Source organism: Salmonella enterica subsp. enterica serovar Typhimurium str. LT2, assembly GCF_000006945.2.
GTDB classification, from domain to species: Bacteria; Pseudomonadota; Gammaproteobacteria; order Enterobacterales; family Enterobacteriaceae; genus Salmonella; species Salmonella enterica.
In genome coordinates this window covers 3,718,392-3,736,808 of the sequence record NC_003197.2, presented here as the reverse complement: position 1 = coordinate 3,736,808, position 18,417 = coordinate 3,718,392, and the positions used below count along the sequence as shown (strand labels likewise).

Genomic DNA, 18,417 nt, shown 5'->3' with positions numbered 1-18,417 from the left:
ATTGAGAGGATTTGAATGACCAAAGAAATGCAAAATTTAGCTTTAGCCCCTGTTGGCAACCTGGAATCTTATATCCGGGCGGCGAACGCGTGGCCGATGTTATCGGCTGACGAGGAGCGGGCATTGGCTGAAAGGCTGCATTACCAGGGCGATCTGGAAGCAGCTAAAACGCTGATCCTGTCTCACCTGCGCTTTGTTGTTCATATTGCTCGTAACTATGCGGGCTATGGTCTGCCGCAGGCGGATTTGATCCAGGAAGGCAACATCGGCCTGATGAAAGCCGTACGTCGTTTTAACCCGGAAGTAGGCGTGCGCCTGGTTTCTTTCGCCGTACACTGGATTAAAGCAGAAATTCACGAATACGTGCTGCGTAACTGGCGTATCGTTAAAGTTGCAACCACGAAAGCGCAGCGTAAGCTGTTCTTTAATCTGCGTAAAACCAAGCAGCGTCTGGGCTGGTTTAATCAGGATGAGGTTGAAATGGTGGCGCGCGAACTGGGTGTTTCCAGTAAAGACGTGCGTGAGATGGAGTCGCGTATGGCGGCGCAGGACATGACGTTTGACATGTCTTCGGACGATGAGTCCGACAGCCAGCCAATGGCGCCGGTGCTGTATCTGCAGGATAAATCGTCTAACTTTGCCGACGGCATTGAAGACGATAACTGGGAAGAGCAGGCCGCCAACCGACTGACCGACGCGATGCAGGGGCTCGACGAGCGTAGCCAGGATATTATCCGCGCTCGCTGGCTGGACGAAGACAATAAGTCTACGTTGCAGGAGCTGGCCGATCGTTACGGCGTCTCCGCTGAGCGTGTGCGCCAGCTTGAAAAGAACGCCATGAAAAAGCTTCGCGCTGCGATCGAAGCGTAATCTTCGCGAATTGCCAATGAACCCTCGAATGTGAATTCGGGGGTTTTGTTTTTTGTAGGCTGGATAAGGCGTTTACGCTGCCATCCGGCAATACGTTTGCCCGATGGCGCTTCGCTTATCGGGCCTACGGACCCTTCCTCTCCCCCACCGACACAAATCTGTTATCTGGATGTAAATTTAGCTATTCCAAAATAATAAAAATCGGGTATGTTTTAGCAGAGTATGCTGCTAAAGCACGGGTAGCTAGCCAATAATCGAAATAAAGTGCTGAACAATAACACCACAACACACGTAACAACCAGAATAATGGGGATTATCAGGATGAATATGAAGGGTAAAACGTTATTGGCAGGATGTATCGCCCTGTCATTAAGCCATATGGCATTCGCCGACGACATTAAAGTCGCGGTTGTCGGCGCGATGTCCGGTCCGGTGGCGCAGTATGGCGACCAGGAATTTACCGGTGCGGAGCAGGCAATTGCCGATATCAATGCGAAAGGCGGTATTAAAGGCGATAAGCTCGTCGCGGTGAAATATGACGACGCCTGCGACCCGAAACAGGCGGTAGCTGTCGCTAACAAAGTGGTGAACGACGGCATCAAGTATGTTATCGGTCACTTATGTTCCTCTTCCACACAGCCAGCGTCTGATATCTACGAAGACGAAGGCATCCTGATGATAACCCCGGCGGCGACCGCGCCGGAGCTGACCGCGCGCGGCTATAAGCTGGTTTTGCGCACCACCGGTCTGGACTCTGACCAGGGGCCAACGGCGGCAAAGTATATTCTGGAGAAGGTAAAACCGCAGCGCATCGCGATTATCCACGATAAGCAGCAGTACGGCGAAGGGCTGGCGCGCGCGGTGCAGGACGGTCTGAAGAAAGGCGGCGTTAACGTCGTATTCTTTGACGGCATCACCGCTGGCGAAAAAGATTTCTCCACTCTGGTTGCGCGCCTGAAGAAAGAGAATATCGACTTTGTCTACTACGGCGGTTATCACCCGGAAATGGGGCAGATTTTGCGCCAGTCCCGCGCCGCAGGGCTGAAAACCCAGTTTATGGGGCCGGAAGGGGTGGCGAACGTGTCGCTGTCTAACATCGCCGGAGAGTCAGCGGAAGGCTTACTGGTCACCAAACCGAAGAACTACGACCAGGTCCCGGCGAACAAACCGATTGTGGATGCCATCAAAGCCAAGAAACAAGATCCTAGCGGCGCATTCGTGTGGACCACCTACGCCGCGCTGCAATCGTTGCAGGCGGGCCTGAACCACTCCGACGATCCGGCGGAAATCGCCAAATACCTGAAAGGCGCCACGGTCGACACCGTAATGGGACCGCTGTCGTGGGATGAGAAAGGCGATCTGAAAGGATTTGAGTTCGGCGTGTTTGACTGGCATGCGAATGGTACGGCGACAGACGCTAAGTGATTTTCTGGCGCCTTTCGCGCTGCAGGTGCGTTGGCTACGTTATTCAACCCCGGTCACTTACTTATGTAAGCTCCCGGGGATTTCATAACTTGCCGCCTGCCTGCAACGCGAAATTCTTGGAAAATTGCGAGGTGGTTTTTATCTTTTCTCCCGGCATGTAGGCCGGATAAGCGTCAGCGCCATCCGGCTTTCTTTTAGCGCTTCTCCCAGCCGTCATGCTGGGCGGTAAAACCTAACGCCTGCATAAACGCGGCCATCACGCTGCGGTCTTCAACACCGACATCCGCCATCCACCACGACGAGACGTTGGGATTATCGCGGATGACTTCTTCTACCAGGTATTGCCCGACGCCGCGGCGACGGGTGATTTCACGCACGCGTAAGGAATCCAGCGCGCCCTGCGTTCCGCTCAGCGTCACTCTTACGGCGCCCAACAAACGCTCATTAAACCGCGCGGCATAAATCCGGTGCGTTTCATCTACGCTTAATGAGGAGGCGGAATATTCCGGCCAGATTTTGCCCAGATCGATCTGATCCTGAGCGCTAAAGTGTTCTAAACGAAGAATGGTCAGCTTCATCGACGGCTTGTCCCGATTTCAAAAGATGCGATCAGTGTACCGAAACAGGCAGGCCAGATGCTTTCTCTTTTTTGTGTCATTTACCAGGTTATTAATTTTTTAACAACGATAATTACAGTTTGAAGCATTAGAGAATGGAAAACAGGCAGCATAATTCCCTGAATGCTAGTGAATTATTCCGCTTAATATGCCGTTATTTTATGCTGACAAGCATGCTTTTTTTTGTTTATCTATAGCGAAAAGCAGAATATTATCTTTTCTTAATAGACTGAAAAATAGAGATTTTAATCTTATTATGCTTTAAATGCTGCGCTAACTCATTAATGAGTCAGTAAAAAGCGCACCATTTATAAAAAGTACAGTCTGCTTTTTAACCAGCAAAAAACAAAACATATAACATCACGAATGGGGATACAGGCACATGAAACGGAAAGCGAAAACAATAATCGCAGGGATTGTTGCATTAGCAGTCTCGCAGGGGGCAATGGCAGATGATATTAAAGTCGCCATAGTCGGGGCGATGTCCGGCCCGGTAGCGCAATGGGGCGATATGGAATTTAACGGCGCGCGCCAGGCCATTAAAGACATCAACGCGAAAGGCGGGATTAAAGGCGATAAGCTGGTCGGCGTAGAGTACGATGATGCCTGCGATCCAAAACAGGCGGTGGCGGTGGCCAACAAAATCGTTAACGACGGTATTCAGTACGTTATTGGTCACTTGTGTTCTTCTTCTACTCAGCCAGCATCCGATATCTATGAAGATGAAGGTATTCTGATGATCTCCCCGGGGGCGACTAACCCGGAGCTGACCCAGCGCGGCTATCAGTACATTATGCGTACCGCCGGCCTGGACTCCTCCCAGGGGCCAACAGCCGCGAAATACATCCTGGAAACGGTGAAACCGCAGCGCATCGCTATCATTCACGATAAACAGCAATACGGCGAAGGACTGGCGCGCTCCGTGCAGGATGGCCTGAAGCAGGGCAATGCCAATATTGTCTTTTTTGATGGTATTACCGCTGGCGAAAAAGATTTCTCCGCCCTGATTGCCCGCTTGCAAAAAGAGAATATCGACTTTGTGTATTACGGCGGCTACTACCCGGAAATGGGGCAGATGCTACGCCAGGCGCGGGCTAATGGCCTGAAAACGCAATTTATGGGGCCGGAAGGCGTAGGTAACGCGTCGCTGTCCAATATTGCGGGCGGTGCGGCGGAAGGCATGTTGGTGACGATGCCAAAACGTTATGACCAGGACCCGGCGAATAAAGCGATTGTCGAAGCGCTGAAAGCCGACAAGAAAGATCCCAGCGGTCCGTACGTCTGGATCACCTACGCCGCCGTCCAGTCACTGGCGACCGCAATGACGCGTAGCGCCAGCCATGCTCCGCTGGATCTGGTGAAAGATCTTAAAGCTAACGGGGCTGATACCGTTATTGGGCCGCTGAAATGGGATGAAAAAGGCGATCTTAAGGGATTTGAATTTGGCGTCTTCCAGTGGCACGCCGACGGCTCGTCAACCGTCGCGAAGTAATGCCAGAAGATAAGTTATCCCACCGCCCGCACGCCGGGCGGGTTTAAAAAGGTTACCTTATGTCCGAGCAGTTTCTCTATTTCTTGCAGCAGATGTTTAACGGCGTCACGCTGGGGAGCACCTACGCGCTGATTGCTATCGGTTATACGATGGTGTACGGCATTATCGGCATGATCAACTTCGCTCATGGCGAGGTGTATATGATCGGCAGCTACGTCTCTTTTATGATCATCGCCGCGCTAATGATGATGGGAATAGACACCAGTTGGCTCCTGGTGGCCGCTGGATTTATCGGTGCGATTATTATTGCCAGCGCCTACGGCTGGAGTATCGAGCGAGTCGCTTACCGGCCCGTGCGCAACTCCAAGCGCCTGATTGCCCTGATTTCCGCCATCGGGATGTCCATCTTCCTGCAAAACTACGTCAGCCTGACGGAAGGTTCGCGCGACGTGGCGTTACCCAGCCTGTTTAACGGCCAGTGGATTGTGGGCAGCAGCGAAAACTTTTCCGCGTCCATCACCACCATGCAGGCGGTTATCTGGATAGTCACCTTTCTGGCTATGCTGGCGCTCACCATTTTCATTCGCTACTCCCGGATGGGCCGCGCCTGCCGCGCCTGCGCGGAGGATCTGAAAATGGCCAGCCTGCTCGGCATTAATACCGACCGCGTCATTGCGCTAACGTTTGTTATCGGCGCGGCAATGGCGGCGGTGGCGGGCGTGCTGCTCGGTCAGTTCTATGGCGTAATTAACCCCTACATCGGTTTTATGGCCGGGATGAAAGCGTTCACCGCGGCGGTGCTGGGCGGGATTGGCAGCATTCCGGGCGCGATGATCGGCGGTCTGATTTTGGGCGTCGCCGAAGCGCTCTCGTCTGCATATTTAAGTACCGAATATAAAGATGTCGTATCGTTCGCTCTGCTGATTCTGGTACTGCTGGTGATGCCGACCGGTATCCTGGGGCGTCCGGAGGTAGAGAAAGTATGAAACCGATGCATATTGCGATGGCTCTGTTCTCTGCGGCGATGTTCTTCGTTCTGGCTGGCGTCTTCATGGGCGTACAACTGGAGCTGGACGGCACCAAACTGGTGGTGGATACCGCCGCCGACATCCGCTGGCAGTGGATCTTTATCGGTACGGCAGTGGTTTTTTTCTTTCAGTTGCTGCGTCCGATGTTCCAGAAAGCGGTGAAGCACGTCTCCGGACCGAAGTTTATTCTGCCGGCGATCGATGGCTCTACCGTTAAGCAAAAGCTGTTTCTGATGGCGCTGCTGGTTATCGCCGTGGCATGGCCGTTTATGGTGTCGCGCGGTAGCGTCGATATCGCCACCATGACCATGATTTATATCATCCTCGGTCTGGGGCTGAACGTGGTGGTGGGGCTGTCCGGTCTGCTGGTATTGGGCTACGGCGGCTTTTACGCCATCGGCGCTTATACCTTTGCGCTGCTCAACCACTATTATGGTTTGGGTTTCTGGACCTGCCTGCCGCTGGCGGGACTGGTCTCCGCCGCTGCTGGTTTCCTGCTCGGCTTCCCGGTACTGCGTCTGCGCGGCGACTATCTGGCGATTGTGACGCTCGGCTTCGGCGAAATCGTCCGTATCCTGCTGCTCAACAACACTGAAATTACCGGCGGCCCGAACGGCATCAGCCAGATCCCGAAACCGACGCTGTTTGGTCTGGAGTTTAGCCGCAGCACCCGCGAAGGCGGCTGGGATACCTTCAGCAATTTCTTTGGCGTGAAGTACGACCCATCCGACCGGGTCATTTTCCTCTATCTGGTGGCCCTGTTGCTGGTGGTCCTGTCGCTGTTTGTCATTAACCGCCTGCTGCGTATGCCGCTGGGCCGGGCGTGGGAAGCGTTGCGTGAAGATGAGATCGCCTGTCGCTCATTAGGTTTAAGCCCGACGCGCATCAAGCTGACCGCTTTTACTATCAGCGCCGCGTTTGCCGGTTTCGCCGGGACGTTGTTTGCCGCCCGCCAGGGCTTTGTCAGCCCGGAATCCTTCACTTTCGCCGAATCCGCCTTCGTGCTGGCGATTGTGGTGCTGGGCGGAATGGGCTCGCAGTTTGCGGTGATCCTGGCGGCGGTTCTGCTGGTGGTGTCGCGCGAGTTGATGCGCGACTTCAACGAATACAGCATGTTGATGCTCGGCGGTTTGATGGTGTTGATGATGATCTGGCGCCCGCAGGGATTGCTGCCGATGACGCGTCCGCAGTTGAAGCTGAAAAGTGGTCAGGCGAAAGGAGAGCAGGCATGAGTCAGCCATTATTAGCGGTTAACGGCCTGATGATGCGCTTTGGCGGTTTGCTGGCGGTCAACAATGTATCGCTGGAATTGCGTGAGCGGGAAATTGTGTCGCTGATTGGCCCTAACGGCGCGGGTAAAACGACGGTGTTTAACTGCCTGACCGGTTTTTATAAGCCGACAGGCGGTACGATCACGTTGCGCGAGCGGCATCTGGAAGGATTGCCGGGCCAGCAGATCGCCCGCATGGGCGTGGTACGCACTTTCCAGCATGTGCGCCTGTTTCGCGAAATGACGGTGATTGAAAATCTGCTGGTGGCGCAGCACCAGCAACTGAAAACGGGCCTCTTTTCCGGCCTGTTGAAAACGCCCGCTTTCCGCCGCGCGCAAAGCGAAGCGCTGGACCGCGCGGCGACCTGGCTTGAGCGTATTGGCCTGCTGGAACATGCCAACCGCCAGGCCAGTAATCTGGCCTACGGCGACCAGCGCCGGCTGGAGATTGCCCGCTGCATGGTGACGCAGCCAGAAATTCTGATGCTCGACGAACCGGCGGCTGGCCTTAACCCGAAAGAGACCAAAGAGCTGGATGAGCTGATTGCCGAACTACGTAACCATCACAACACCACTATCTTGCTGATTGAACACGATATGAAGCTGGTGATGGGCATTTCCGATCGCATTTACGTGGTGAACCAGGGCACGCCGCTGGCGAACGGCACGCCGGAAGAGATCCGCAACAACCCGGACGTCATCCGCGCTTATCTGGGTGAGGCATAAGATGGAAAAAACGATGTTAACGTTTGAAAAAGTCAGCGCCCACTACGGCAAGATTCAGGCGCTGCACGACGTCAGTCTGCACATCAACCAGGGGGAAATCGTTACCCTGATTGGCGCTAACGGCGCGGGGAAAACGACGCTGCTTGGCACCTTGTGCGGCGATCCGCGCGCCTCCAGCGGACGGGTGGTGTTTGACGGTAAAGACATAACCGACTGGCAGACGGCGAAAATCATGCGTGAAGCGGTGGCGATAGTGCCGGAAGGGCGGCGCGTCTTCTCGCGGATGACGGTAGAAGAGAACCTGGCGATGGGCGGTTTTTTTGCCGAGCGCGATCGGTTTCAGGAGCGTATCAAATGGGTGTACGAGCTGTTTCCGCGCCTGCATGAGCGCCGTATCCAGCGAGCGGGCACCATGTCCGGCGGCGAACAGCAGATGCTGGCGATTGGCCGCGCGCTGATGAGCCAGCCGAGGCTATTGCTGCTGGATGAACCGTCGCTGGGGCTGGCGCCGATCATCATCCAGCAGATCTTCGACACCATTGAGCAGTTGCGCGAGCAGGGTATGACCATCTTCCTTGTCGAGCAGAACGCCAACCAGGCGCTGAAGCTCGCCGACCGCGGTTATGTGCTGGAAAACGGCCACGTGGTGCTATCCGATACCGGTGATGCACTGCTGGCGAACGAAGCGGTGCGCAGCGCCTATCTGGGCGGTTAGACTGTGCCAGGGGGGAAGCGCGTGCGCCGCCCCCGGTAACGGCAAGCGGTAAAATTTTTCAAAAGAGCCTGATGGCTCTTTTTTTGTACATGTTTGTTGTACAATAAACATGTACAACTGGGGAGATGTTTATGCGTACGGTTAACTATAGCGAAGCGCGGCAAAATCTGGCCGAAGTCCTGGAAAGTGCGGTGACGGGGGGGCCTGTTACCATCACGCGTCGTGGGCATAAGTCCGCAGTGATCATCAGCGCCGAGGAGTTTGAGCGTTATCAGACGGCGCGAATGGATGATGAGTTTGCTGCCATTATGGCGGTTCATGGCAATGAGCTCAGGGAGCTGGCGGATAAATGACCCTACAACTTATCTCAGCGGAAGAGATAATTCAGTTTCACGACAGGCTTCTCCGCGTTACGCCTGGTGTAACAGGCATGCCTGATCCTGGCCGCGCGGAAGCGCTAATGTACCGGGTACTCAAGCAAATCGAATATGAAGGGGTGACCGACGTGTGGCTGCTGGCGGCAATGCATTTGCTCGCTATATCCCGTGGGCATATCTTCAATGATGGTAACAAACGTACCGCCTTATTTATTACGCTGCTGTTTTTAAAGCGTAACGGGATCTCACTCGCTGCGAATCCGGATTTTGTCGATATGACAGTCGATGCGGCGGCAGGGCGGCTTACGCTGGAGCAAATTGCCGTTCGCTTACGTGCCTGAGACGTTAATCCCGGCGACGCTCCGCCTGGTTGGGTTACGGCATGTGCGCCGCCCCCGAGAATAATGTCGTACCTATCCGTGCCGTAGCTCCCACTTTTCTTTTCCGGCGCTTTCGCTGCCTTGCCATCTCTCTGTCGCCTTACTATCTTTTTTTTGTAATAAAAAAGTTATTTTTCTGTCATTCGAGCATGTCATGTTACCCCCGCGAACATAAAACGCGTGATATCGCGCATCCCGGCACAAAAAGAGAGATAACCGATGATATCGTTACGACATACAGCTTTAGGACTGGCGCTGAGTCTGGCATTTACGGGTCAGGCGTTGGCCGTCACCACTATTCCATTCTGGCATTCAATGGAAGGGGAGTTAGGCAAAGAAGTTGATTCACTGGCGCAACGTTTCAACCAGGCCAATCCGGATTACAAAATCGTTCCGGTCTATAAGGGGAACTATGAACAGAACCTGAGCGCCGGGATCGCGGCATTCCGTACCGGCAACGCGCCGGCAATATTGCAGGTTTATGAGGTTGGGACGGCGACCATGATGGCCTCGAAAGCCATTAAGCCGGTTTATGAAGTGTTTAAAGACGCCGGTATTAACTTTGACGAGTCCCAGTTTGTACCGACCGTTGCAGGCTACTACACCGATGCTAAAAGCGGGCATCTGCTCTCCCAGCCCTTTAACAGCTCCACGCCGGTACTGTACTACAACAAAGACGCCTTTAAGAAAGCCGGTTTAGATCCGGAGCAGCCGCCGAAAACCTGGCAGGAGCTGGCTGACTATACCGCGAAATTGAGAGCGGCAGGCATGAAATGCGGTTACGCCAGCGGCTGGCAAGGCTGGATCCAACTGGAAAACTTCAGCGCCTGGAACGGTCTCCCCTTCGCCAGTAAAAACAATGGCTTTGACGGTACAGATGCGGTGCTGGAGTTTAATAAGCCAGAGCAGGTGAAACATATCGCGCTGCTGGAAGAGATGAATAAGAAAGGCGATTTTAGCTATGTTGGGCGTAAGGACGAGTCTACCGAGAAGTTTTATAACGGTGACTGCGCGATGACAACCGCGTCCTCCGGCTCGCTCGCCAATATCCGCCAGTATGCCAAATTTAACTATGGCGTGGGTATGATGCCGTACGACGCTGATATCAAGGGCGCGCCGCAAAACGCCATTATCGGCGGAGCCAGCCTATGGGTCATGCAGGGTAAAGATAAAGAAACCTATACCGGCGTCGCCAAATTCCTCGACTTCCTGGCAAAACCGGAAAACGCTGCTGAATGGCATCAAAAAACCGGCTACCTGCCGATTACCACCGCCGCCTACGAGCTGACCCGCGAGCAGGGTTATTACGATAAAAACCCCGGTGCGGATATCGCCACTCGCCAGATGTTGAATAAGCCGCCGTTACCCTTCACCAAAGGCTTGCGTCTGGGCAATATGCCGCAGATTCGTACCATCGTGGACGAAGAGCTGGAAAGCGTCTGGACCGGGAAGAAAACCCCACAACAGGCGTTGGATACCGCAGTGGATCGCGGGAATCAGTTGCTGCGTCGTTTTGAGAAAGCGAGCAAATCTTAAGTGTATAAGTGCCGGATAAGGTGCATGCACCGCCATCCGGCACCTTCCAGGAAAAGAACCTTCATGTCATCATCCCGTCCGGTGTTCCGCTCGCGCTGGCTGCCGTATTTACTGGTTGCCCCGCAGTTGGTTATCACCGTTATTTTCTTTATCTGGCCTGCGGGCGAAGCGCTGTGGTATTCGCTGCAAAGCGTCGATCCGTTTGGTTTTTCCAGCCAATTTGTCGGGCTGGAGAATTTCGTCGCGCTTTTTCACGACAGTTATTATCTCGACGCCTTCTGGACGACGATTAAATTCAGCGCGCTGGTCACGTTTAGCGGCCTGCTGGTCTCGCTGTTTTTCGCCGCCCTGGTGGATTACGTGGTGCGCGGCAGCCGTTTTTATCAGACGCTGATGCTGCTGCCTTATGCCGTCGCGCCCGCCGTCGCCGCCGTATTGTGGATTTTCCTGTTTAACCCGGGGCGGGGATTAATCACCCATTTCCTTGGCGAATTCGGCTATGACTGGAACCACGCGCAAAACAGCGGTCAGGCGATGTTCCTGGTGGTATTTGCGTCAGTCTGGAAGCAGATTAGTTACAACTTTTTATTCTTCTTTGCCGCGCTGCAATCCATTCCCCGCTCGCTGGTGGAAGCGGCGGCCATTGACGGCGCCGGGCCGATTCGTCGTTTCTTCCGGCTTTCTTTGCCGCTTATTGCGCCGGTCAGTTTCTTCCTGCTGGTGGTCAACCTGGTGTACGCCTTTTTCGACACCTTCCCGGTGATCGACGCCGCGACCGCCGGCGGGCCGGTACAAGCCACTACGACGCTGATTTATAAGATTTATCGCGAAGGGTTTACCGGCCTGGATCTCTCGGCGTCCGCCGCGCAGTCGGTAGTGTTGATGTTCCTCGTCATCATTCTGACGGTGGTGCAGTTCCGCTATGTGGAAAGTAAGGTGCGTTACCAATGATAGAGAATCGTCGCGGGCTGACAATATTCAGCCATACCATGCTGATTCTGGGGATCGCGGTCATTTTGTTTCCGCTGTATGTCGCGTTTGTCGCGGCGACGCTGGACGACCGTGCGGTGTTTGAGACGCCGATGACGCTGCTTCCCGGCACGCAGTTACTGGAGAATATCAAAACTATTTGGGTCAACGGCGTCGGTGTTAATAGCGCGCCATTCTGGCTGATGATGCTTAACAGTTTCATTATGGCGTTCAGCATTACGGTAGGCAAAATCACGGTATCTATGCTTTCCGCATTCGCCATCGTCTGGTTTCGTTTTCCCCTGCGTAACCTGTTCTTCTGGATGATTTTTATCACCCTGATGCTGCCGGTTGAAGTGCGTATCTTCCCGACGGTAGAAGTGATCGCCAACCTGAAAATGCTCGACAGCTATGCTGGTCTGACGCTACCGCTGATGGCGTCCGCTACCGCCACTTTCCTGTTTCGTCAGTTCTTCATGACGCTTCCGGATGAACTGGTGGAGGCGGCCCGTATTGACGGCGCGTCGCCGATGCGCTTTTTCCGCGACATCGTGTTGCCGCTGTCAAAAACCAACCTGGCGGCGTTATTCGTCATCACCTTTATCTACGGCTGGAACCAGTATCTGTGGCCGCTGTTGATTATCACCGACGTGAATCTTGGCACTGCCGTAGCGGGTATCAAAGGGATGATCGCCACCGGCGAAGGTACCACGCAATGGAACCAGGTGATGGCGGCAATGCTGCTCACCCTTATCCCTCCGGTCGTAATTGTGTTAGCCATGCAGCGCGCGTTTGTGCGTGGCCTGGTCGATAGTGAGAAATAAAATGGCTGGTTTAAAACTACAGGCAGTAACCAAAAGCTGGGACGGCAAAACCCAGGTCATTCAACCGCTGACGCTGGACGTGGCGGATGGCGAATTTATCGTGATGGTCGGGCCGTCCGGCTGCGGCAAATCAACGTTGTTGCGGATGGTGGCTGGTCTGGAACGCGTGACCAGCGGCGATATCTGGATTGATCGCAAACGGGTCACCGAGATGGAGCCCAAAGATCGCGGCATCGCGATGGTATTTCAGAACTATGCTCTCTATCCCCATATGAGCGTAGAGGAGAACATGGCGTGGGGACTAAAAATTCGTGGTATGAGCAAAGCGCATATTGAAGAACGTGTGCGGGAGGCGGCGCGCATTCTGGAGCTGGACGGCCTGCTTAAACGCCGTCCACGCGAGCTTTCCGGCGGTCAACGGCAGCGCGTGGCAATGGGGCGCGCGATCGTCCGCGAGCCGGCAGTCTTTTTATTCGACGAACCGCTCTCTAACCTCGACGCCAAGCTGCGCGTGCAGATGCGTCTGGAGTTACAACATCTGCATCGTCGTCTTCGTACCACCTCGCTCTATGTTACTCACGATCAGGTAGAGGCGATGACGCTGGCCCAGCGGGTGATGGTGATGAATAAAGGCGTCGCAGAACAGATTGGCACGCCGGTAGAGGTATATGAAAAACCGGCCAGTCGCTTCGTGGCGAGCTTTATCGGCAGCCCGGCGATGAACCTGTTGGATGGCGTTATCAGCGCTTCCGGCGACCGTTTCGAATTGCCTGGCGGTCTGGCGTTACCGATAGGTGCGGACTATCGGGGTCATGCCGGACGTAACATGACGCTGGGTATCCGACCGGAGCATATTGCGTTAAGCTCGCAGGCGGAAGGCGGCGTGCCGCTAACGGTAGATACGCTGGAGATTCTGGGCGCGGATAATCTGGCGCATGGGCGCTGGGGCGATCAGAAACTGGTGGTGCGGTTGGCGCATCAGCAGCGCCCGGCGGCGGGCAGTACGCTATGGCTGCATCTGCCGGAACATCAGCGACATCTTTTTGATGGCGAAACAGGACAACGTGTATGAGTAACTGGCCTTATCCCCACATTGTCGCCCATCGCGGCGGCGGTAAACTGGCGCCGGAAAACACTCTGGCGGCGATTGACGTGGGCGCGCGATACGGGCACACCATGATTGAGTTTGATGCCAAGCTGTCGAAAGACGGCGAAATTTTCCTGCTGCATGACGATAACCTGGAGCGCACCAGCAATGGTTGGGGCGTGGCGGGCGAGTTGAACTGGCAGGATTTATTGCGTGTGGACGCTGGCGGTTGGTTTAGCGGCGAATTTAAAGGCGAGCCGCTGCCGCTGCTCTCGCAGGTGGCGGAGCGCTGCCGTAAACACGGCATGATGGCAAATATTGAGATCAAACCGACAACGGGGAGCGGAAGGCTAACAGGACGCGTCGTGGCGTTGGCCGCCCGCGAACTGTGGGCCGGGATGACGCCGCCGCTGCTTTCTTCCTTTGAGATAGAGGCGCTGGAAGCGGCGCAGGCGGCAGCACCTGAACTGCCGCGCGGGTTACTGCTGGATAAATGGCGTGAAGACTGGCGTGAACTGACGACCCGTCTGGGCTGTGTTTCCCTCCATCTCAACCATAAATTACTCGATGAGACGCGAGTGCAAGAGATTAAAGCCGCGGGTCTGCGGATTCTGGTGTATACCGTCAATCAGCCCCAGCGGGCGGCAGAGCTGCTGCGCTGGGGCGTGGATTGTATCTGCACCGATCGCATTGATGACATCGGCCCTCACTTTCAGTTTTAAGGGCCGTCAGTTTTAAGGGCTGATGGTTTTCAGCGGGATGTCAGGCTGCGGCGTCCCGCTGTCCTGCTGCAACATTGGCTGGGAATGGTTTAGCATCCGGTCCGGATTTCCACTGCCGCTGAGCATTCCGCCCTGCGTATTGGGCAGCGTTTGCTGACCGAGCATACCGTTGCCCGGCTGTCCCTGCTGAACCCGCTGCGTATTGGCATTCAACTGCGACTGTAGATTTTGCTGCTGGCTGCGCGCCTGCGTTTGCATCTGTTGTTTCAACATACCCTGCTGCTGAATCTGCTGCGTTTGCATCTGCGTCTGCATACGCTGCTGGCTGGGGATCTGATAACCTGGCTGATTAGGATTATTCATAGTGTTAATTGGCTGGGCCAATACAGCAAAGGGTAACAAAGCCGTAATAAGTAGTAAGCGTTTCATTGTCGTCTCCTCCCGATGAGGCCTCTTTTTAAGTGTACCTCTATTTCGCCATGATGATGATTTTTTAAGCGTTGTGGGCCAGGATTAAACGGGACATACACCCATTTATCTGGAGAAAAACAACGATGAAACCAACGTTTATGCGCTGGGTGGCGATCGCCGCTCTGCTGGCCGGGGGGACGTTTAGCGCGGTGGCCAATCCTCCCGTCGCGCCGCCAGTCTCCTATGGTGTTGAAGAAGATGTCTTTCATCCTGTGCGGGCGACGCAAGGGATGGTGGCCTCGGTGGATGCAATGGCGACGCAGGTTGGCGTGGATATCTTAAAGCAGGGCGGTAATGCCGTGGATGCCGCCGTCGCCGTGGGCTATGCGCTGGCTGTCACGCATCCGCAAGCCGGAAATCTGGGCGGCGGGGGATTTATGCTGCTGCGCACTAAAGATGGCGCTACCACGGCGATCGATTTTCGTGAAATGGCGCCTGCTGGCGCGACCCGTGATATGTTCCTCGACGATCAGGGTAACGCCGATGCGAAAAAGTCGCTGACGTCGCATCTGGCATCCGGTACGCCGGGTACCGTGGCGGGGTTCTCGCTGGCGCTGGAGAAATACGGCACGATGCCGCTGAATAAAGTGGTGCGTCCGGCGATGAAGCTGGCGGAAGAGGGTTTTGTGGTTAACGATGCGCTGGCCAACGACTTAAAAACTTACGGCAGCGAAGTGATCCTCAACCATGAGAACAGCAAAGCCATTTTCTGGAAAGACGGCGAGCCGCTGAAAAAAGGCGATAAGCTGGTCCAGAAGAATCTGGCGAAAAGCCTGGAAATGATTGCCGAAAACGGCCCGGATGCGTTTTATAAAGGGGCGATTGCTGACCAAATAGCCGGAGAAATGCAGAAGAACGGCGGTCTGATGACCAAAGAGGATTTAGCCAACTATAAAGCCGTTGAGCGTACGCCAATCAGCGGTGACTATCGCGGGTATCAGGTCTTCTCCATGCCGCCGCCATCCTCGGGCGGTATTCACATCGTACAGATCCTTAATATTCTTGAAAATTTCGACATGAAGAAGTACGGCTTTGGCAGCGCCGATGCCATGCAAATCATGGCGGAAGCGGAAAAATACGCCTACGCTGACCGCTCAGAGTATCTGGGCGATCCGGACTTTGTGAAAGTGCCGTGGCAGGCGCTGACCCACAAAGCCTATGCGAAAACGCTGGCCGATCAAATTGATATCAACAAGGCCAAACCTTCCAGCCAGATAAAACCGGGCAAGCTCGCCCCGTATGAAAGCAACCAGACCACCCACTTCTCGGTGGTGGATAAAGACGGCAATGCTGTGGCGGTGACCTATACCCTGAACACCACCTTCGGCACAGGAATTGTGGCGGGAAATACCGGTATTCTGCTGAATAATCAAATGGATGATTTTTCTGCTAAACCCGGTGTACCTAATGTTTATGGCCTGGTGGGCGGCGATGCTAACGCGGTCGGTCCGAAGAAGCGTCCGCTGTCGTCGATGTCGCCCACTATCGTCGTTAAAGAGGGCAAAACCTGGCTGGTGACCGGCAGCCCTGGCGGGAGTCGAATCATCACTACTGTGCTGCAAATGGTAGTGAATAGCATTGATTTTGGCATGAACGTCGCCGAAGCGACCAACGCGCCGCGTTTCCATCATCAATGGTTGCCGGACGAACTGCGGGTAGAAAAGGGCTTCAGCCCCGATACGCTAAAGTTGCTGGAACAGAAAGGGCAGAAAGTGGCGCTGAAAGAAGCGATGGGCAGCACCCAAAGTATTATGGTTGGACCGGATGGTGAACTGTATGGCGCTTCCGACCCGCGTTCGGTGGATGATTTAACGGCGGGATACTGATTTTTAATTCCAGGCCCGGTGTCAGACACCGGGCTATTTGCAGATTATGCCGTGAGTAATCGGGCTGGATTATCAATACAAAGCTTGCGCAGAGTATCGTTGTCTACTCCGCGAGCAGCCAGATAGGCGAGGAAGACATTCGGGACAAACCCCCAGCCATTTCCGCCATTTTTCGCCCACATCTGTTTGAGAAAAACATCATGGCTTAAAACGATTTGGTCGGCGTAACCCAGTGCAATCAGATTCGCTACTGCATCTGCGGTCTCCTGAACGCCCGGCGCGACACCTTCTTTTGGGAAGGTGATGTCCAGACCAATCATGTCAAATTCAAGCCATACGCCACGGTCGAGCATTTTACGTTGATAGACGACATCTTTTCCTGAAGGGTCCGAATGCGCCAGCGAGACTTTTGCCGGAGAGACGTTCATTTCTTCCAGCACGATATCCAGCACCTCATCCCCCAGCCGCAGCCACCCCGGCATATGGATATTCATTGCCGTGTGGGGGTTGTTACATTGTGCCAGAGACGCTGCCCGCAGGCTGTTACGCTCCGCTTGGGTAAACGCGGGGGATACGCCGATTTCACCGATCATGCCAGCGCGAATATCCGTCTCGCCAATACCCTGATTCAGTTCTTTATCAATGAGTGAGGCTAACAGCTCAACAGGTTTATGGATCCGGGTACTTTCAAATTTCTCCAGATAAGGTCCGGATGACGCAACGATATTCAAACCCGTTTTTAAGGCAACTTCTCGCAGCGCTGAGGCGTCCCGTCCAATGGATTCTGATCCGGTGGCGTCGACAATCGTCCTGCCGCCCAAAGACATAAAGTTATTGATTTCGAAGATAACATCATCAATCTCTTTGCGGTCCATGTTATCGGCGCAGCAGTATGGGTCGTGTTTCAGTCCCCACTGCAGGTCAGCACTGACTTTCTTTCCCACCAGTTGCTGTGAAAAAGCATAATGTGGCTCGTCTACGACCGAAGACAGATCGTTAAACAGATGTTCATGCGGTAGCGTCAGCCCCATATCCGTATGCGCCACCGGGCCTGTTACGGTTTGCAGGAAACCTTTCATTCTGACACCTCTATTCTTTGCGCCATTTTGGATGCTCTGTATTCAGGGATGGTGGTCACAATCGCACCGACTAACGCGAACAGCGTACCGATGATGGTGACCAGGTAGACCGTATTGCCTAATGAAGGGATCAATTCATCAATTAGCACTGAGCCAAGCAGTTGGCCTGCTGTTGACGCTACGCCCAGCATCAATAGCCCTAAGCCTCTCACCAGAATCGCCATTAGCCCGATGGACAGCAGACCCAGCGGACCACCGAGATACATCCACCATGTATCGGGTAACTGGATGGTGACATGGCCTAATGCGATACGTATCGCCAGCGCCGCGCCCAGGACACAAAAGCCGACGATGAAGTTCCATGTAATGGACACCAGCATGGAGCCCGTTGCCTCGGCGACTTTCGCATTCCCCGCAGGCTGCCAGCCAGCGAGTAACCCTGCCAAAAAGGGGAGGATAGCGAGCAGGATAAACGAGGTTGAGTGCCACTGTGGCGACACGACAAAAATGGTGGCGATAACGGCGAACAATGCGCCAGTAATGCGCCATGGCGTAAAATATTTCTTCTCCTCCACACCGATGCCAAAACGGTCGCACAGCAGTCCGGAAAGGAGCAGGGCGGAAATTAATGCCGTTTGAAAGGTGGCAACGCCCAGCGCGCTGGCGGATGCGCCTTCAGAAAATACGACCATCGCCCCGCATAATCCTGCAAACCAATTCCATAGCGGGATTTTTCTCTTTTTAATCAGAGTAGGGATTGAGGCGAATTGCTGGCGTGTTTCTTTGCGCGCAATAATAATAAAAAACATGACGACCAGACCGCTGGCAAACGAGATTACTGCGCAAGCATTACCGTCTTGTAACCAATGTCCTAACTGCCCATTAACGGCAGACTGCATCGGGGAAAGCATACCGGCTAAGATGGTGGCAAGCATCAGTAAGGGGGTTGAGTACTTATTCTTGTTCATACATCAATCCTTATATTTTATAAAAGGAGTAACTT

Annotated in this window: 20 protein-coding genes and 24 other annotated features; of the genes, 15 read left to right on the top strand and 5 right to left on the bottom strand. The window is 54.3% G+C overall.

Annotation, left to right across the window (positions count from 1 at the left end):
- Positions 1 to 5 precede the first annotated feature (5 nt).
- Positions 6 to 11: a ribosome-binding site (putative RBS for rpoH; RegulonDB:STMS1H003558), on the top strand.
- Positions 6 to 870 (top strand): sigma 32 gene (rpoH, locus tag STM3568; protein NP_462469.1). Within the gene, positions 16 to 870 belong to an annotated coding region; the region does not span the whole gene. (Overlaps the previous feature by 6 nt.)
- A 92-nt stretch (positions 871 to 962) precedes the next feature.
- Positions 963 to 975 (top strand) — a protein binding site (putative binding site for Lrp, RegulonDB: STMS1H000254).
- A gap of 118 nt (positions 976 to 1,093) precedes the next feature.
- Positions 1,094 to 1,102 (top strand) — a -35 signal (putative -35_signal for livJ; RegulonDB:STMLTH004605).
- The gene (gene livJ, locus STM3567) for a high-affinity branched-chain amino acid transporter (RefSeq protein ID NP_462468.1) occupies positions 1,094 to 2,295 on the top strand. Within the gene, positions 1,198 to 2,295 belong to an annotated coding region; the region does not span the whole gene. (Overlaps the previous feature by 9 nt.)
- Positions 1,110 to 1,118 (top strand) — a -10 signal (putative -10_signal for livJ; RegulonDB:STMLTH004605). (Overlaps the previous gene by 9 nt.)
- Positions 1,188 to 1,193 (top strand) — a ribosome-binding site (putative RBS for livJ; RegulonDB:STMS1H003557).
- An 82-nt stretch (positions 2,296 to 2,377) precedes the next feature.
- Here the strand turns inward: livJ and STM3566 are convergent.
- The gene (locus STM3566) for a putative cytoplasmic protein (RefSeq protein NP_462467.1) occupies positions 2,378 to 2,517 on the bottom strand. Within the gene, positions 2,378 to 2,512 belong to an annotated coding region; the region does not span the whole gene.
- Positions 2,490 to 2,873, bottom strand: a complete 384-nt coding sequence (gene yhhK, locus STM3565; RefSeq protein ID NP_462466.1) for a putative acetyltransferase — start codon at positions 2,871 to 2,873, stop codon at positions 2,490 to 2,492. The genes STM3566 and yhhK overlap by 28 nt, the downstream gene beginning before the upstream one ends.
- Positions 2,512 to 2,517 (bottom strand) — a ribosome-binding site (putative RBS for STM3566; RegulonDB:STMS1H003556). Its footprint overlaps the gene before it by 6 nt.
- 365 nt (positions 2,874 to 3,238) lie before the next feature.
- Positions 3,239 to 3,247: a -35 signal (putative -35_signal for livK; RegulonDB:STMLTH004604), on the top strand.
- Between yhhK and livK the strand changes: the two genes are divergently transcribed.
- The 12 genes from livK (at position 3,239) to ugpQ (ending at position 14,038) form a co-directional block, all read left to right on the top strand.
- Positions 3,239 to 4,404 (top strand): high-affinity branched-chain amino acid transporter gene (gene livK / locus STM3564; RefSeq protein ID NP_462465.1). Within the gene, positions 3,295 to 4,404 belong to an annotated coding region; the region does not span the whole gene. It overlaps the preceding feature by 9 nt.
- Positions 3,258 to 3,266 (top strand) — a -10 signal (putative -10_signal for livK; RegulonDB:STMLTH004604). Its footprint overlaps the gene before it by 9 nt.
- Positions 3,288 to 3,293: a ribosome-binding site (putative RBS for livK; RegulonDB:STMS1H003555), on the top strand.
- 48 nt (positions 4,405 to 4,452) lie before the next feature.
- Positions 4,453 to 4,458 (top strand) — a ribosome-binding site (putative RBS for livH; RegulonDB:STMS1H003554).
- Positions 4,453 to 5,390, top strand: a protein-coding gene (gene livH, locus STM3563) for a high-affinity branched-chain amino acid transporter (RefSeq protein ID NP_462464.1). Within the gene, positions 4,464 to 5,390 belong to an annotated coding region; the region does not span the whole gene. It overlaps the preceding feature by 6 nt.
- Positions 5,370 to 5,375: a ribosome-binding site (putative RBS for livM; RegulonDB:STMS1H003553), on the top strand. (Overlaps the previous gene by 6 nt.)
- The gene (gene livM, locus STM3562; protein ID NP_462463.1) for a high-affinity branched-chain amino acid transporter occupies positions 5,370 to 6,664 on the top strand. Within the gene, positions 5,387 to 6,664 belong to an annotated coding region; the region does not span the whole gene. The genes livH and livM overlap by 21 nt, the downstream gene beginning before the upstream one ends.
- Positions 6,648 to 6,653, top strand: a ribosome-binding site (putative RBS for livG; RegulonDB:STMS1H003552). Its footprint overlaps the gene before it by 6 nt.
- Positions 6,648 to 7,428, top strand: a protein-coding gene (gene livG, locus STM3561; RefSeq protein NP_462462.1) for a high-affinity branched-chain amino acid transporter. Within the gene, positions 6,661 to 7,428 belong to an annotated coding region; the region does not span the whole gene. The genes livM and livG overlap by 17 nt, the downstream gene beginning before the upstream one ends.
- Positions 7,420 to 7,425, top strand: a ribosome-binding site (putative RBS for livF; RegulonDB:STMS1H003551). It overlaps the preceding gene by 6 nt.
- Positions 7,420 to 8,143 (top strand): high-affinity branched-chain amino acid transporter gene (gene livF, locus STM3560; protein ID NP_462461.1). Within the gene, positions 7,430 to 8,143 belong to an annotated coding region; the region does not span the whole gene. The genes livG and livF overlap by 9 nt, the downstream gene beginning before the upstream one ends.
- Before the next feature lie 117 nt (positions 8,144 to 8,260).
- Positions 8,261 to 8,266, top strand: a ribosome-binding site (putative RBS for yhhV; RegulonDB:STMS1H003550).
- Positions 8,261 to 8,496, top strand: a protein-coding gene (gene yhhV / locus STM3559; RefSeq protein ID NP_462460.1) for a putative cytoplasmic protein. Within the gene, positions 8,269 to 8,496 belong to an annotated coding region; the region does not span the whole gene. Its footprint overlaps the feature before it by 6 nt.
- Positions 8,487 to 8,492 (top strand) — a ribosome-binding site (putative RBS for STM3558; RegulonDB:STMS1H003549). It overlaps the preceding gene by 6 nt.
- Positions 8,487 to 8,861, top strand: a protein-coding gene (locus tag STM3558; protein ID NP_462459.1) for a homology to death -on-curing protein of phage P1. Within the gene, positions 8,493 to 8,861 belong to an annotated coding region; the region does not span the whole gene. The genes yhhV and STM3558 overlap by 10 nt, the downstream gene beginning before the upstream one ends.
- 248 nt (positions 8,862 to 9,109) lie before the next feature.
- Positions 9,110 to 9,115, top strand: a ribosome-binding site (putative RBS for ugpB; RegulonDB:STMS1H003548).
- Positions 9,110 to 10,436 (top strand): sn-glycerol 3-phosphate transport protein gene (gene ugpB, locus STM3557; protein ID NP_462458.1). Within the gene, positions 9,120 to 10,436 belong to an annotated coding region; the region does not span the whole gene. It overlaps the preceding feature by 6 nt.
- Positions 10,437 to 10,483: 47 nt before the next feature.
- Positions 10,484 to 10,489, top strand: a ribosome-binding site (putative RBS for ugpA; RegulonDB:STMS1H003547).
- The gene (gene ugpA, locus STM3556) for a sn-glycerol 3-phosphate transport protein (protein ID NP_462457.1) occupies positions 10,484 to 11,387 on the top strand. Within the gene, positions 10,500 to 11,387 belong to an annotated coding region; the region does not span the whole gene. It overlaps the preceding feature by 6 nt.
- Positions 11,370 to 11,375: a ribosome-binding site (putative RBS for ugpE; RegulonDB:STMS1H003546), on the top strand. Its footprint overlaps the gene before it by 6 nt.
- Positions 11,370 to 12,229 (top strand): sn-glycerol 3-phosphate transport protein gene (ugpE, locus tag STM3555; protein NP_462456.1). Within the gene, positions 11,384 to 12,229 belong to an annotated coding region; the region does not span the whole gene. Before ugpA ends, ugpE begins: the two co-directional genes overlap by 18 nt.
- Positions 12,221 to 12,226: a ribosome-binding site (putative RBS for ugpC; RegulonDB:STMS1H003545), on the top strand. Its footprint overlaps the gene before it by 6 nt.
- Positions 12,221 to 13,301, top strand: a protein-coding gene (gene ugpC, locus STM3554; protein NP_462455.1) for a sn-glycerol 3-phosphate transport protein. Within the gene, positions 12,231 to 13,301 belong to an annotated coding region; the region does not span the whole gene. The genes ugpE and ugpC overlap by 9 nt, the downstream gene beginning before the upstream one ends.
- Positions 13,285 to 13,290: a ribosome-binding site (putative RBS for ugpQ; RegulonDB:STMS1H003544), on the top strand. (Overlaps the previous gene by 6 nt.)
- Positions 13,285 to 14,038, top strand: a protein-coding gene (ugpQ, locus tag STM3553) for a cytosolic glycerophosphodiester phosphodiesterase (RefSeq protein NP_462454.1). Within the gene, positions 13,298 to 14,038 belong to an annotated coding region; the region does not span the whole gene. The genes ugpC and ugpQ overlap by 17 nt, the downstream gene beginning before the upstream one ends.
- A gap of 12 nt (positions 14,039 to 14,050) precedes the next feature.
- On the opposite strand, the gene yhhA is transcribed toward ugpQ, so the two are convergent.
- Positions 14,051 to 14,479, bottom strand: a protein-coding gene (gene yhhA / locus STM3552) for a putative outer membrane protein (RefSeq protein ID NP_462453.1). Within the gene, positions 14,051 to 14,467 belong to an annotated coding region; the region does not span the whole gene.
- Positions 14,474 to 14,479, bottom strand: a ribosome-binding site (putative RBS for yhhA; RegulonDB:STMS1H003543). (Overlaps the previous gene by 6 nt.)
- 97 nt (positions 14,480 to 14,576) lie before the next feature.
- Positions 14,577 to 14,582, top strand: a ribosome-binding site (putative RBS for ggt; RegulonDB:STMS1H003542).
- Between yhhA and ggt the strand changes: the two genes are divergently transcribed.
- Positions 14,577 to 16,335, top strand: a protein-coding gene (gene ggt / locus STM3551) for a gamma-glutamyltranspeptidase (protein NP_462452.1). Within the gene, positions 14,593 to 16,335 belong to an annotated coding region; the region does not span the whole gene. (Overlaps the previous feature by 6 nt.)
- Positions 16,336 to 16,379: 44 nt before the next feature.
- On the opposite strand, the gene STM3550 is transcribed toward ggt, so the two are convergent.
- Both STM3550 and STM3549 read right to left on the bottom strand, forming a co-directional pair.
- Positions 16,380 to 17,425 (bottom strand): putative phosphotriesterase gene (locus tag STM3550; protein ID NP_462451.1). Within the gene, positions 16,380 to 17,414 belong to an annotated coding region; the region does not span the whole gene.
- Positions 17,411 to 18,388, bottom strand: a protein-coding gene (locus tag STM3549) for a putative inner membrane protein (protein NP_462450.1). Within the gene, positions 17,411 to 18,382 belong to an annotated coding region; the region does not span the whole gene. Before STM3549 ends, STM3550 begins: the two co-directional genes overlap by 15 nt.
- Positions 17,420 to 17,425, bottom strand: a ribosome-binding site (putative RBS for STM3550; RegulonDB:STMS1H003541). (Overlaps the previous gene by 6 nt.)
- Positions 18,383 to 18,388 (bottom strand) — a ribosome-binding site (putative RBS for STM3549; RegulonDB:STMS1H003540). (Lies within the gene STM3549.)
- Positions 18,389 to 18,417 lie beyond the last annotated feature (29 nt).